General features: G+C 71.9%; 14 protein-coding genes. 6 read left to right on the top strand and 8 right to left on the bottom strand.

The features are described 5' to 3' along the window. Positions 1–441 precede the first annotated feature (441 nt). Positions 442–1,134: a phosphotransferase gene (locus tag ACZ6TB_RS10895; RefSeq protein WP_465553011.1), complete on the top strand. Its 693-nt coding sequence runs from the start codon at positions 442–444 to the stop codon at positions 1,132–1,134. Here the strand turns inward: ACZ6TB_RS10895 and trpD are convergent. Next, entirely contained in the window at positions 1,087–2,226 is a 1,140-nt protein-coding gene (gene trpD / locus ACZ6TB_RS10890; protein ID WP_465553009.1) for an anthranilate phosphoribosyltransferase, read from the bottom strand. The two genes, ACZ6TB_RS10895 and trpD, sit on opposite strands and share 48 nt — an antisense overlap. 258 nt (positions 2,227–2,484) lie before the next feature. On the opposite strand from trpD, the gene ACZ6TB_RS10885 reads away from it, so the two are divergent. Next, positions 2,485–2,934 carry a hypothetical protein gene (locus ACZ6TB_RS10885; RefSeq protein ID WP_465553007.1) on the top strand — a complete coding sequence of 150 codons (450 nt, stop codon included), beginning with the start codon at positions 2,485–2,487 and terminating at the stop codon, positions 2,932–2,934. Between the two features lie 94 nt (positions 2,935–3,028). Beyond that, positions 3,029–3,706 carry a VIT1/CCC1 transporter family protein gene (locus ACZ6TB_RS10880; RefSeq protein ID WP_465553005.1) on the top strand — a complete coding sequence of 226 codons (678 nt, stop codon included), beginning with the start codon at positions 3,029–3,031 and terminating at the stop codon, positions 3,704–3,706. A gap of 65 nt (positions 3,707–3,771) precedes the next feature. Here ACZ6TB_RS10880 and ACZ6TB_RS10875 read toward each other — a convergent pair whose 3' ends face one another. Continuing rightward, positions 3,772–4,923: an aminotransferase gene (locus ACZ6TB_RS10875; RefSeq protein WP_465553003.1), complete on the bottom strand. Its 1,152-nt coding sequence runs from the start codon at positions 4,921–4,923 to the stop codon at positions 3,772–3,774. 361 nt (positions 4,924–5,284) lie between these two features. Between ACZ6TB_RS10875 and ACZ6TB_RS10870 the strand changes: the two genes are divergently transcribed. Next, the gene (locus ACZ6TB_RS10870) at positions 5,285–5,869 is read left to right on the top strand and encodes a GIY-YIG nuclease family protein (RefSeq protein WP_465553001.1); all 585 of its coding nucleotides are present in this window, start codon (positions 5,285–5,287) and stop codon (positions 5,867–5,869) included. 293 nt (positions 5,870–6,162) lie between these two features. Continuing rightward, positions 6,163–7,476, top strand: a complete 1,314-nt coding sequence (locus ACZ6TB_RS10865; protein ID WP_465553000.1) for a lipase family protein — start codon at positions 6,163–6,165, stop codon at positions 7,474–7,476. On the opposite strand, the gene ACZ6TB_RS10860 is transcribed toward ACZ6TB_RS10865, so the two are convergent. Genes ACZ6TB_RS10860 through ACZ6TB_RS10840 form a run of 5 tightly spaced genes read right to left on the bottom strand, consistent with a single transcriptional unit; the run spans position 7,460 to position 10,546 of the window. Beyond that, positions 7,460–8,311 carry an SMP-30/gluconolactonase/LRE family protein gene (locus ACZ6TB_RS10860; protein WP_465552998.1) on the bottom strand — a complete coding sequence of 284 codons (852 nt, stop codon included), beginning with the start codon at positions 8,309–8,311 and terminating at the stop codon, positions 7,460–7,462. The genes ACZ6TB_RS10865 and ACZ6TB_RS10860 overlap by 17 nt on opposite strands. Positions 8,312–8,368: 57 nt before the next feature. Further along, positions 8,369–8,830 carry a hypothetical protein gene (locus tag ACZ6TB_RS10855; RefSeq protein ID WP_465552996.1) on the bottom strand — a complete coding sequence of 154 codons (462 nt, stop codon included), beginning with the start codon at positions 8,828–8,830 and terminating at the stop codon, positions 8,369–8,371. A gap of 12 nt (positions 8,831–8,842) precedes the next feature. Further along, positions 8,843–9,529, bottom strand: coding sequence for a hypothetical protein (locus tag ACZ6TB_RS10850; protein ID WP_465552994.1), 687 nt, complete (start codon positions 9,527–9,529; stop codon positions 8,843–8,845). 7 nt (positions 9,530–9,536) lie between these two features. Then, positions 9,537–10,238 (bottom strand): WXG100 family type VII secretion target, encoded by a 702-nt coding sequence (locus ACZ6TB_RS10845; RefSeq protein WP_465552992.1) that lies wholly within the window; start codon positions 10,236–10,238, stop codon positions 9,537–9,539. Further along, complete coding sequence (locus ACZ6TB_RS10840) at positions 10,235–10,546, bottom strand: type VII secretion target (RefSeq protein ID WP_465552990.1); 312 nt, start codon at positions 10,544–10,546, stop codon at positions 10,235–10,237. Before ACZ6TB_RS10840 ends, ACZ6TB_RS10845 begins: the two co-directional genes overlap by 4 nt. A 114-nt stretch (positions 10,547–10,660) precedes the next feature. On the opposite strand from ACZ6TB_RS10840, the gene ACZ6TB_RS10835 reads away from it, so the two are divergent. Next, entirely contained in the window at positions 10,661–11,620 is a 960-nt protein-coding gene (locus tag ACZ6TB_RS10835; RefSeq protein ID WP_465552988.1) for a hypothetical protein, read from the top strand. Between the two features lie 6 nt (positions 11,621–11,626). Here the strand turns inward: ACZ6TB_RS10835 and ACZ6TB_RS10830 are convergent, their stop codons facing one another. Beyond that, a complete protein-coding gene (locus ACZ6TB_RS10830) occupies positions 11,627–13,918 on the bottom strand; it encodes an ATP-binding protein (RefSeq protein WP_465552986.1) in 2,292 nt (763 codons plus the stop codon). Positions 13,919–13,924: the final 6 nt, after the last annotated feature.

The raw sequence follows: 13,924 nt of genomic DNA, 5'->3' as shown, positions 1-13,924 counted from the left end.
GTGAGCGGCCGGCATTGGAGGAACTGGATCCACGGGTTGATCCTCCGCTGCCGGGATGCCTCGGCGTTCGGGCCGTGTACACGAACGAGGGACCAGAAGTGGGTACTTCTCGCATAATGCTTCTGGGCTGACCGAAGGCGGCGGCCGGGCAGGAACCGTCGACAGCCACGTCGTCGCAGCGTGATGAGTGGCCGAAGGCCGCAGTCATCACGGCGATGTTCACCCCAATCGCGGGAGTGCCCGGCGCACTCGCAGTAACAGACTGCCCTTGGCCCGTCGTGTTAATCGCTGCGGTGATGGCGATAAGCGGCATGGTTGCGCGCTGAGCGGGCGCACCGAGAGGAATGGCCCCCACCGTTGGCTTTACCCACGGTGTCGTCGCGCTCGACATCCGGATGTGCGGTTGTTGCTCAGCGGCCGGCCCAGGGCCAAGGTGGCCACATGGAGGAGTCCGTCGAGCACAGCCTCGAGGGCGGAAAGCTGACCGAAGGACTTGTCCGGGTGGGAGGCACCACGCGCCGGCCGGCTCATGACCGGTCCGCCTACGTGGACGCGGTCCTGCAGCACCTCGCCGATGCCGGCTTCCGCGGCGCTCCCCGTCCGCTCGGCTACGACGAGCGCGGACGCCAGATTCTGACCTTCGTCGACGGCGAGGTACCGGGCGCCGGCCCCTACCGGCTTTCCGACGCCCGAATCCGCAGTGCGGCGATTCTGATCCGCGATTTTCACGACGCGGCGGCAACGTCCCCCCTGCGCGCCGATCAGGAGACCGTTTGCCACGGGGACCTCGGCCCGCACAACACCGTCTTCCTCGGCGAGCGGGCGGTCGCTCTCATCGACTTCGACGCCGATCTGGGCCCAGGGCGGCGCGTGGACGACGTCGCGCATGCGGTGTGGTGTTTCGCGGACCTGACCGAGGCCGACGTCGCCGTGGCCGAACAGGCGCGCAAGGCGCATCTGATGTGCGACACCTACGGCGATGTCTCGGTCGAAGCCGTGATGGAGGCATTGACCGCCCGGTTCCACCGTGCCCGCGCTCAGCACCTCGCGCTCGAACGGCACGGCGGGGCACAAGTCTTCGAAGACCTATTGCGCTGGATGGACCTCCACGGCCGGCGCGTCGTCGCGGGTTGAGCCGGCTATGCGCCGGCTGGCGGTGATCCATCGGGTGAGCGTCGCCTCGGCCGCTCCGGTGTCGATGGCATCGGCACACCGGGCCGCGGCGGCGGCGAACCGATCGAGCGGAGGCGTGTCACGCTCGCCGGAAGCGACCAGGGCAGCGGCGGCGTTGAGAACCACAACATCTCGGACCGGGCCGCGCTCACCGCGGACAACGGACCGGAGGGCGCCCGCGTTGGCGGCCGCGCGGCCGCCCCGCAGCGCGCCGGCGGGCGCCCGGGCGAAGCCCAGGTCTCGAGCATCGAGCCGGGTCGCCGTGACGGTTCCGCCGCGGACCGTCCAGATCCGTGACGTGGCCGAGGTGGTCAGCTTGTCCAACCCGTCATCCCCGCGCACGACCAGGGCGGATTGTCCGTGGGCGGCCAGCACGCCGGCGACGACCGGCGCCATCCGCGCATCCGCGACGCCCACCACCTGACACCGCGGATCGGACGGGTTGATCAGCGGGCCGACCAGGTTGAAGACCGTGGGCACGCCCAGCTCGCGGCGAACGGGCGAGGCGTGGCGCAGGCCGGTGTTGAATCTTGGTGCGTACAGGAACGTCACGCCCGCCTCCGCCGCTATCCGGGCGGCCTGTTCCGGTGTCAGGTCCAGCGGTATCCCGAGGTGCTCGACCAGGTCGGCGGCGCCGGCGGTCGACGATGACGCGGACCGCCCGCCGTGCTTGACCACCGTCACCCCGGTTGCGGCCGCAACGACGGCGGCCATCGTGGAGACGTTGACGGCGCCGGTGCCGTCACCGCCGGTGCCGGCGATGTCCACCGTCGCGCCGGCGACCGGCACGGCGGTCGCGTTGGCGCGCAGGGCCGTGACCAGGCCGGAGAGTTCGGCGGGGGTCTCCCCCTTGGCGCGCAGCGCGGTCAGGAAGCCGGCCATCTGGGCCGGCGTCGCCGTCCCGGAGATGATCTGGTTCATGGCCCACGCGGTCTGGGCGCTGGTCAGGTCTCCGCCGCTGAGCAGGCAGGAAAGAACGACCGCCCAGGACGACGTCGCGGATCTCGAGTCGGGCGCATCGCGGTGGGCCGCGGGGGAAGTGGTCGATGCCATGGCAGTCCTCGCACGAGAAGGCCCGGCGAGGCTGCGAGCTTCCCCAACGAAGACGGCCGCCTCATCGGGCGGCCGGGTGGGTTCGAACAGGTCAAGGGCCGCCTAGGAGACGGGCCACCAACCGGTCGAACGCATGATCATGCCCGGCACTCTAACATTCGCCCCCCAACCTTGACGCGATCATCGAGAATGGGGATCGGCGCCTTTCCTGATCTGATCTCGGGTGCGCCCAGGACGGCACCGGGAGGAAGTCGACGCATGATCGCGAGGCGGATCGCCACCCTGGTGACAACTCTGCTGGCCTTCGCCGGCATGGGCGCCTGCGGCAGCGCCACCACCCTCGAGGCGCGACGCAACGAACCGGTCGCGATCGCTCCGAGCCCGGCGAGTGGCGCGCGAACGATGCACGCCACCGCCCAAGCGGCCGCGGGCGTGAACCATCTGCCGTACGCCTTCCGGCTCCCGCCGGACAGCCAGGTCACGACGCTCTCCGACCACGAGTCGGGCGCCTCGTTCACGCTGACCGCGCCGGACCCGGAGGCGGTGCTCGCGTTCTATCGACGCGAGCTGCCCCGGGGCGCCTTCACGATCGTCGCCGACCGGGCCGGAGCGGAAACGACCAGCCTGGCGTTCCGGAACGCGGACGGCTGGGCCGGCGAGATCTACGCGACGCCACGCTGGGTGACGGTCGCGGTGCGGCGCGCCTGAACCCCGGGTTGACGGGCTTCCGGCCGCGTTCGTGGTCGCCTACGCTGATCACACCGAATGCGAGCTTGTCGCCCTGCGGCCCCGGGTGGTGACAATGACCGGGATTTGGGCCCGGGTCGATCCCGGCAGGGTCCGCGAACACGTCATCGACGCCAACGACGGGATCATCGCGTCGGCCGGGATCGTCGAGGGTCTGCTCGGCGCCGGGGCGGGCAGCGCGATCCTGCTCGTCGGCTCGCTGGCCGCGATGGTCGGCGGCGGGCTCGCTCTGGGCGGAATGCGGTACGCCGAAACGGCCGACGAGCGCGACGTCCAGCAGGCGACACTCGAGGCCGAACGTCGCCGGATCGCCTTGACGCCGGCCGAGGAAGAGATCGAGCTGGCCGAGCTCTACCAGGCGAGGGGACTCTCTCCGGAGCTCGCCCGCGCCGTGGCCGCCGAGCTGAGCGCGAGCGACGCGCTGGCCGCGCACGCCGAGGCCGAGTACGGCATCGTGCTCCGCGACCGCCCGGCCACCCCGTGGACGAAAGCGGTGATCGCGGGGCTGGCGTTTGCGCTCGCGGCCGGCGTCCCCCTGCTGGTGATCCTGCTGACCCCGCCGGCATGGCGCAGCGCCGCGACGATCATGGCGGTGGTCGTGGCGCTGTCGCTCACCGCGCTGGTGATCGCCACCCTCGGCGGCACGAGCGTTCCCCGCACCCTGCTCCGTACCGTCTCGATCGGCGTGGCCACGATGCTGCTGACCTACCTCGGGGGCTTGCTGTTCGGCTGAACTCCTCGCGAGGTTTTGCGGTCAAGGCCGGAAGCTCGCCGGTCGACGGCTGGACGTTCCGGATGTCAGGTCGCGAGAGCGCGCGCGAACCCGCCGATCATCGCCGGGCCGAGATTGCTCACGCTCACCCGGATCGTCGACCGGTCGGCGGGCAGGAACGCGGTCCCCGGCATCACCAGCGTGTCGTGGCGGAGCACCAGATCGCGTACCACATCGTCGGTGGATCGGTCCGGGAACGGGTGCCGCAGCCAGGCGAAGTAGCCCCCGATGCCGAGCAGTTCGTAGCCGCCGGGCCGCTCGGCCAGGGCGGCGGCGAGCAGGTCGCGGTGGCGAGCGATCTCGGCCGACCGCTCCGAACGCCACTGCCGCGCGTAGGTCAGCCCGGCCCATGCCGCTTCCTGGCCGATGCGCGGCGCGCACACCGCGACGCAGTCGAGAAGCTTGCAGATCTCGCGGTTCAGTGCCGCCGAGGCGACCACCGCGCCGACCCGATAGCCCGGGATGGCCAGATCCTTGGAGAACGAGTGCAGGCTGACCACCGTACGGTCCCAGCCCGGCTCGCCGAGCAGCCGATGCGCCGGCGCCGTGGTGTCGCGGAAGGACCGGTACGTCTCGTCGAGGATCAGGGCGATGCCGTGCCGTTCGGCCAGCTCCGCGAACGCGGCGATGCCGTCCGGGTCGATCGTGACCCCGGTCGGGTTGCCCGGGGTGACCAGCAGGATCGCCCGGGTCCGGGTGGTGATCAGCGGCTCGGCGTCGGCGGCCCGGGGCACGAGGCCGGGCCCGGGCTCGAGATGGACCGGCCGGATGCCGTTGAGCCGCAACCACATGTCGTGGTTGAAGTAGTACGGAAGGGGCAGCACGATCTCGTCGCCGGCGTCGGCCAGCGCCGACGCGACCAGGCTGAACGCCTGATTGCAACCAGCCGTGATCACGACTTGCCCCGGTTCGACGACCCCCGCATAGTCATGGCTCAGCTCGGCCGCGAACGCCGCGCGCAGCTTGGGCAGTCCCGGCACCTCGGTGTAGCGGCCGCCCTCGGCGTCGCGCACGACCCGCGCGAGGTGCTCGGCGACCTCGGGCGCCGGCGGGTAGGGCGGGGACGCCTGGGCGAGATCGAGCGGCGGCGGCGCGCCCGGGCCGCGCAGCTCCAGCAGGTCGTACGCGGCGGTGATCGGCGAGTCGATCTGATCGAGAGTCCGCTTGCTCAGCCGCACCGCTCAAATGTAGTCGCGGTCGGGCGACCGGATGTTCGTAGCTCTTCCACAGGTGCCGCAGAACGTTCTGCCAGGGCCGGCCACGACAGTGTGGCCCATGTCAGCGCGCTTCGACCTGCGACGTCCCTCGGTGGCGCTCAACGCCGTCCTCGCGGTCGCGGCCGACGGGGCACAGACGGGGGCAGCGGTTCCGGCGGCGGCAGCCTGAGCGACGCGGGCGGATCCGGCCAATCCGTAACCGTCCAGGGCGCGACCGGCACGGACGGCAGCGTGACCGCCACCTCGGTCAAAACCGAGGAGAAATGACCGGGGAGAAACAGCAGCCGCGGCCGCCCGGCCCGGGACGCCTAGCATGGTCTCGATGACTACTCCTGAAACGCCACTGGACGACCTCCCCACCGGCCAGGAGCGAGTCGAGGAGGCCCTGCGGCTGCTGTCCGGGCCGCCGGTGGAACTCGGCGTGGCCGTCAAGAAACTCAGCCGTGGCAGCGGTGTCTACGCGTGGTGGGCTGCTCCTTCGGTCCTTCCCGACCTGCCCGGACCGGCGAACGGGAGCGCGCCGTCGCTGCGGCTGCTGTATCTCGGCCGGGCGACGAGCCTGCGGGGCCGGATCCTGCGCAACCATCTGAGGCGTTCGGGCAGCTCAACGCTCCGCCGTACGCTGGCCGGGCTTCTTGTGTCCGAGGGCTACCGGACGACCTGGACCGATCGTGTCGTCCTGATCCCCGGGGACGAGACGCGGCTGACCGCGTGGATGTACGCGCACCTGCGCTTGACCTGGGCCGAGGACGCGGAGCCGGCGACCGTCGAGGCCGACCTTGTCCGGCGTCTGCACCCGCCGCTGAACGTGCACGGCGTCGACCCCGTACACGTCCAAGCGGCCGTGGTCGCCGCCAAGAACGCGTACGACACCTCGGCCCGCCCGGCGGCGAACGTACTCGAGTAACCCCGCCAGGCCCTGAGAACAGGGCGACGGCGAGGCTGGCGGTTGCCGGACCGAGTCCGACCATGGCCCGCAGCCGTGAAGCGATGACCGAGCCGGCGACGCCACCGATCCCCACGGTGGACAGCAGGACGCCGATGACGCACCGCCGTCAGCTACACCTGACAACCTCACCAGGGTCCGCGGCCCGCCGATCGGGCCGCGGCGCTGTCGAGGAGTGAGAGTTCCACACTCTGGAATGTCTCGGTTCTCCTAGTTACCTTCCGGTAACCCAGGCTTAACGATGGAGGCCGGACATGTCGGTACGCGCCCGCATCCCCGCCATCTTGTGCGCCGTCACGCTGGCCGGAGTCGGCATCGCCGCCCCGGCCCGAGCGGACCGCGGCGTCGAGATCCCCGCCTTCTACACGCCGCCGGCGACCCTCCCCGCCGCCGACGGCGCTCTCGTCCGCACCGAGCCCCTCCCCCTCGCCCTCTCCCTGCCCGGCATCAACTCCCGCCTGCCCGGCAGCGCGACCCGCATCATGTACAAGTCCACCGACGAGAACGGCCGCCCGGTGGCGGTCACCGGCTCCTACCTGGAACCGGCCGCGAGCTGGACCGGCCCCGGCCCCCGCCCGCTGGTCGTGCTCGCGCCCGGCACGATGGGCCAGGGCGACCAGTGCTCGACCTCGCTGGCCCTGCAGCGCGGCCTCGTCGTCGGCGCCGACCAGGGCCAGACGACGATCTCCATCGGGTACGAGATCCTGGCCATGTACCGCCTGCTGGCCAAGGGCATCGCCGTCGTGCAGACCGACTACGTCGGGCTGGGCGCCACCGATCGGCTGCACACCTACGTGAACCGGGTCGACGAGGCCCACGCCGTCCTCGACGCCGCGCGCGCGGCCAAGGCCCTGCCCGGCGCCACGATCACCGCCCGGTCGGTGGTCGGCCTGTACGGGTACAGCCAGGGCGGCGGGGCTGTTGCCGCGGCCGCCGAACTGCAATCGACGTACGCGCCGGATGTGCTCTTGAAAGCCACCTATGCCGGCGCCCCACCCGCGAACCTGGCCGACGTCACCAAGGCGATCGACGGCACCGAGCTGGTCGGCGCCCTGGGCTGGTCGGTCAGCGGTTTCGTGCAGTCCGACCCCGAGCTGCGCCCGCTGGTCGACAAGTACCTCAACGACGCCGGCCGGGCCGCGCTGAAGGACCTGTCCACGATGTGCGTCGGTGACGCTCTCTTCGGGTACGCCGGCAAGCGCAGCACGGGCTGGACGACCAACGGCGAGTCGGTCGGCGACATCATCGCGGCCGAGCCCGTCCTGCGCGCCTACATCGACGGCCAGCTCATCGGCGCCCGGAAGCCGACCGGCGTGGTGCGGGTCGCCACCGGCGTGGCCGACAACCTCGTGCCGCACGGTCAGGCCCGCACGATGGCCGTGGACTGGTGCAAGCGGGGCGGGAACGTCGTCTACGCCCCGATCCTGCTGCCCGACGCCCTCGACCCGCTGATCAACCACTTCGGACCGCTGCTCGCCGACCAGGGCACGGCGATCGACTGGCTCGCCTACCGCCTGGCCGGCGTCCCCGCCCTGTCGACCTGCGGGGTGATCAAGCTGCAGCCCTGACCGCGCCCGGCACCTCGACCGGGAGCGCGAGGACCTTTCCGGTACGGGGCCCGCCGGTCAACCGGCCGAGGTTGTCGGTGATGCCGTCGGCCGGGCGCCATTCGGCGGTCAGGATGAACAGGGTCCGCCGGTCCGGACCGCCGAGGGCAAGCGCGAACGGCGCCCGGTTCTCGTCGAGCTCGACGCGTTGCCGGACCTCCCCGCCCTCGGCGACCCGCACGACCGCCGAGCCGCCGGTGGAGACCCAGATCGCGCCCTCGGCGTCGAGGCAGATGCCGTCCGGGCCGACGCCGTCGGCGAAGACCCGCCGGTTGGTCAGCCCGCCGTCCGGCTCGATGTCGAAGGCGGTGAGGAGCCCCGCGAACGACTCGGCGATGACCAGCGTCCGGTCGTCGGGCGTGACGACCATGCCGTTGGGGAACTGGATGTCATCGGCGACCTGGCGAACCCGGCCGTCCGGGGTGACGAGCTTGATGTAGCCCGGCTTGGGGGCCTCACCACCGGCGAAGTCGAAGTCGGCGCCGTTGACGTACGTGTGGCCGCGCCCGTCGACGACGATCTCGTTCCCGCCCTGCTCGGCGTGGACGGCGAACGACCCGTCCGGCGCCCGGCGCCACAGCTTGTCGCCGGTGACCAGCAGCGTGCCGTCGGGCAGCCAGTCGATCGACCAGCCCATCAGCCGCTGATCCGGCGCCGGGAAAGCCTCCGTTCTGCCGTCCAGGCCGACGGCCACGATCTGCTGCTCGATCCAGTTGCAGAACCACAGCCGGCCGTCGTGCCATCGGGGCGACTCGGGAATTCCCAGACCATCCAACAGAACTCTCGGTTCGGGCATCACGCCACCTTCCTCTCACCCACTACACGAATGGCGGCGCGCCCCGATCGACAAACCTCAGAAAACGTTGGCGGGAGACTCCAACGTGGCCTCGACGGTGGCGATCATGCGGACCACGTCGATCGCCTCCTGCTGGAACTCGAGCGCCACCACCTCGTACGGGTCGACGAAGTGCAGCGTGTCCGACGCGTCGGCGGTGATCAGCACGTACCGGTAGCCGCGCGGCGCGTTCGGCGCCGCCCGGACCTGCCAGGTCGCGTTGTGCAGAACGTTCTCGACGCGGGTCAGGAACGAGACGATGTCGTTCTGCAGGGTGATCCAGTCCGAGCTCTCGAACTCGGCGAACGGCATCTCGTCGATGTACCGCTGGAGGTAGGGGATCGCCGTCAGCGGGTCGCGCTCGGCGTCACCGAACGGCGCGCCGATCACCTCGACCACCGAGTCGTAGTTGTTGCGGTGATCCTCGCTCCAGCTCCGCAGAGTCTCCCGCGCGGCGTCGATCAGGTCGGGGTCAGTCACGAGAAGCCTCTCCTAGCCGTACTCGACGAAGATGATACCGGCGTCGGTCAGCTTCTGACGCAGCTCCGGACCGGGGCCCGCCTGCAGGAACACCCAGCGCGGATCGTAGGTCGGGTCCTCGTTGCGCTTGGCCACGTCCTTGGCGATCTCCTCGCGGAGATGACCGTTGAGCGGGACGGTGGCGGGCTGGCTCTCCTTCGAGCCGTCCGGCAGCGTGACCGTCTTCCAGTCCTTGTAGTGCTTGACCTCGATCGCGGTCGTGTTGCCGTTCGGCTCGTCCACGGGCGCGTCGACCTTGCGGCCGCCGGGCGTGGTGACCGGGAAGTCGGGGTCGTTGTTGGGGGTCACCGGGTAGTGCCGCTCGGGCCCGGCGCCGTACAGCTCGCGCGCGTACTCCTCGCCGATCGCGCCCCGGGAGGGCCCGCCGCGGGCGGCCCGGATCTGCGCGAGTGTCTTCGACGTGCGGCCCGGGGTCAGCGCCTTGGGCGTGCGCCCGGCGGGCAGTGCCGGTTGATAGCCGTTGCCGCCGGGGCGCGACGCTTCCAGCGCCTCCGAGGACATCGCGTGCACGTCGCTGACGCTGCCGGCGGGCCGGACCGAGGTGCCGCCGCCGTGATGCGTCGGCGACGAGCCGCCTTCACCTTCGCCCTCATGGGGATGGGAGGAGCCGCTGGTGCCGTGCGGGTGTGGTTTCGCCATCGCGCGGTCAGCCGTTCAGCAGCTTGGTGAGGTTGGTCAGGCTGGTGACCAGGGCGGTCGTGTAGGTCAGGATGCGGCCCGCCCACTTCACGACGGCGACCACGATCTGCTCGGCCACCACCGGGATGGTGACCACGAAGATCGCCTCGGCGGCCCAGACGATCACCCGCGCCACCAGGTCGGCGATCAGGTCGCGTACGAGCTGACGGGTGAAGTCGACCAGGTTGCCGGCCGCCTCGGTGGCCGCCGCCATCGCCGCCGCCGCGGATGCCAGGCCACTGATCCCGTCGATGTTGCCGGCCGCCATCCCGATGTACGCGTCGGCGGTCGTCCCGATCCAGTCCGGGATGTCGCGCGACACCGCGCCCTGCAGGTCGGTGGCGATGCCCTGGAGCGCGTCGGCCATGTTGCCCCAGGTCGCCGCGTGCTGCCGGACCCGGTCGGGCATGCCGGCGAGCTGGTCGAGCATCTCGCGCAGCGGGTCGAAGTACTCCATCGCCCAGCCGAGCCCGTTCGACAGCAGCGCGCTGAACGGGTCGAGCGCCGAGGACGCCACGTCGAGGGCCAGGTTTCCGCCGGCCAGCGCCTGGTCGACCCAGCTGCCGCCCTCGATCGCGTCGTGCAGGCCCTGGATGTTGTCGGCGATCGACGATCCGGTCCACGGCCGCCGGGTGGAGACCTCGTCCGCGATCAGCGAGCCGTCGCTCACAGCGCACCCGCCGCGCGCAGGGTGTCGGCGATGTTCTTGTCGATCTGGTCGTACTCCCCGGCGGTCGTGCGCAGCGCGTCGGCGAGCAGGGTCAAGTTCTCTTCCGCGTACGCGACCAGCCGGTCCTGTTCCCGGTGCCGGCCCTCGAGGATGTCCGAGATCCAACCGCAGAGCAGCCCGTACGCCGCCGAATCGCCCGTGATGAAGCCGCTCGCGGACTTGACCGCACCGAACTCGCCGCCCAGCTGCTCGATCCTGGCCGCGTGCCCCCGCAGCTGCTCGCTGACGACCTTGAATCCCTCCGCCACGGCCGCAGCGTAACAACTGGTGTCGATCCGAGCTGTCCCCCGGCGTCGTTGCGGGATGTTTCCGCTGCTCTCGGCGGGACGCCGGGCCGCCGGGCGACGCGCTACCGTGCGGTGATGGGGCAGGGGTTCCTGGTGCACGCGTCACACCTCGACGCGGTGCGCTCGCGGCTCGAGGCGGTGTGGTTCGCCCGCGAGCAGGCCGGTCACGACGAGGCGGCGTTCGGGCGGGACTGCGGCTGGATCCTCACCGGCCTGCGCGACCGCCACGTGCGGTATCAGGAGCTCATCTCGTACGTCGAGCAGTCCCTTCAGGAGATCGTCCGGAACCTTCCTCGCGTCGCCGGTGGCGACCTGCGCCTGGTCGACCTGGTCGGCCGGCTCCCCGAGGAGCGCGACCCGGTGCACCTGCTGCTGGAGTTCGAGGACGAGCCCGAGATCGAGAGCCACTTCATGGACGGCCTGATCGAGGTGATCGCCAAACGCCAGTGGCTCGAGCCGCAACTGGCCGACGCCGCGCCGGTCGCCGAGTTCGCCGTCCCCGCCGACCCGATCGCCACCGCCCTGCGCGCCGGCGGCCTGGCGGGCGCGATGGCCCGGGTGGCGCCGCTGCGCCGGATGCTCGACGACCTGACCGGCGACCCCGAGGCGGTGGCGGTCGAGGTGGCCGGCTGGGAGGGCACCGCCGCCGAGCTGCGCCGGATCGCCGTCGACCTGCGCTCCTGCCTGAACCGCGACTTCCCGCGCCACGACCAGCCCGGCGTGGCCGCCTACCTGGCGCTGATGTCCAACAACGTCGAGGGCCTGAGCATGCTGGCCGCGATGGCCGACGCGCTGGCCCTGTTCATGCGCACCGCCGGCGACCTGATCCTGCTGACCCGCGACATCGTCCGCGGCCTGATCGCCGACCTGTTCGCCCAGGTCGCCGTCTGGGCCGCCACCCCCGCGGCGGTGGTCGCCCGGCCGGTGCTGGCCGCCCGCCTGGCCACCGTGGTCGCCACCGGCTGGCGCATGCACGCCTACATCGCGGCGCTCACCACGAGCATGGCCAGCCTGTCCCGCAGCCTGGAGGACTGACCGGCCTCAGCCCCGCACGAGGTCTTCGGAGAGCTCGCCCATCACGTCGCCGGCCTCGTGGGCGTACACCCGCAGGTCGTGCAGCAGGGGGGCCGGCGCGTGGGTGCGGTCCTCCAGCTCGGAGCACAACGCCGCCAGGCGGTTCGCGCCGAGGGTGGCCGACGAGCCCTTGAGGCTGTGCGCGAGCCGGGCCAGGCCGCGCGTGTCGCCGGCGGCGGCCGCCCGGTCCATCCGGTCGAGCGTGTCCGGCAGGCGGTCGGCGAAGTTGCGCAGGATCTCGGCGATCCGGGCACGGTCCTGGCCCATCGAGGCGGCCATCGCGTCGACCCACGCGCGGATGCTCTCGGCCTCGGTCGCCGGGGGGAGGTTCGCCGGCACGTCGGCCCGGCCCGACGCGCCGGCCAGCACGGCGTCGAGCTCGGCCTCGCGGATCGGCTTGGCCAGGAAGCCGTCCATGCCCGCCCGCCGCGACGCGGCGCGGTCGTCGACCATGGCGTTGGCGGTCAGCGCGACGATCCGCGGGGGGCCGTGCGGCGGCGGGTCGGCGCGGATCTGCTCGGTGGCGGCCAACCCGTCCAGGACCGGCATCTGCACGTCCATCAACACCAGGTCGAAGGGGGTACGCCGGACCGCCGCCACCGCCTCGGTCCCGTCCGCGGCCAGCTCCACCCGATGCCCGCGCCGCTCCAGCAGCAGCTGCGCCACCCGCTGGTTGACCGGGTTGTCCTCGGCCACCAGCACCCGCAGCGACCGCCCGGCGGCGGCCGGAGCCGGCACGACCGGGGCCGGCCCGGTGGTGGCCGGCACGTCGTCCGCCGACGCCGGTCGCAGGCGGACCGTCACGGTGAACGTCGACCCCTGCCCGGGTGTGCTGTCCACCGAGATGCCGCCGTCCATCGCCTCGGCCAGCCGCTGGCTGATCACCAGGCCCAGCCCGGTGCCGCCGTAGCTGCGCGCCACCGACGCGTCGACCTGGCTGAACGGCAGGAACAGCCGATCGAGCCGGTCCTGCGGGATGCCGATCCCGGTGTCGCGCACCGCGAACCGTACGGTCATCCGCTCGTCGCCCGGCCCGGCAACCGCCGTGACCTGGACCGTGATCGCGCCGTGCTCGGTGAACTTGACCGCGTTCCCGATCAGGTTGACCAGGATCTGCCGGATCCGGCTCTCGTCGCCGACCATCGTCTCCGGGCAGTCCGCGGCGAGATGGCTGGACAGGTGCAGGCCCTTGGCGTCGGCGGTCAGCGCGACCAGGTTGATCGCCTGCTGCACGCACGACCGCGGCGAGAACGGCCGCTCGTCGAGGCTCAGCTCGCCCGCCTCGATCTTGGAGAAGTCGAGGATGTCGTTGATGATCACGAGCAGCGACTCGCCGCTGGCGTGCACGGTCTCGACCAGCTCGCGCTGCCGGGCGTCGAGGTCGGTGCCGAGCAGCAGCCCGGTCATGCCGATCACGGCGTTCATCGGGGTGCGGATCTCGTGGCTCATGGTGGCCAGGAACGCCGACTTGGCCGCGGCCGCCGCCACCGCCTCGTCCCGGGCCGCGACCATCGCGGTCATCGAGGCGTTCACCGCCCGGGCCATCTGGGCGAGCTCCAGCGGCCCGGTCACCTCGGCGCGCTGGCTCAGGTCACCCTCGGCCACCCGCTTGGCCACGGCGGTGACCCGGCGGGCCGGCGCGGTGATCCGCCGGGTGATCCCCCGGCCGCCCAGCGCCACCAGCGCGGCCGTCGCCACCGAGACGGCGAGGATCAGCAGCCGGGTACGCCGCGCGCTGACGTCCCCGGCGTGCAGCTGCTCGGCGAGGCGCTGCTCCTCCTGCACGTGCATGGCGCTGACCAGGGACTGCACGTCGGCCAGGTCGGAGTTCACCTGGTCCGGCCGCTTGTCGGCGACGGCCCGCTGGAACTGCGCGATCCGGGTGTCGACGAGCGGCTCGAGCTGATTGAGCAGACGCTCGTGGGCCGGGTCGCCACCGGCCGACGCGCGCACGTCGGCGAGCCGGTCGCGGACCATCGCCGAGGAGCCGCGCAGCGCCTGGGCCCAGGTCTGGTTGCCGGTCTCGTGGTAGCTGCGGGCGGCCCGGTCCATCCCGTTCACCGAGTCGCCGAGCCGGCCGATCTCGCCCAGCAGCAGGTGCGCGTGCTGCAACGGCTCGCGGCTCTGCATGAGGTCGCCGATCCGCACGTACGCGCTGGCGCCGACGATGGCGAGGGCCAGCAGCGCGAGCAGGAAGCCGGCGGCCAGCATCCGGCCGACGGTCCATCGCTCGCCGAACCGCTCACCGCGATGCGCCACGACGAC

Source organism: Actinoplanes sp. NPDC051537 (genome assembly GCF_055586105.1).
Note: the sequence above shows the minus strand (reverse complement) of the source record. Positions and strands in the feature narration are given on the sequence as shown.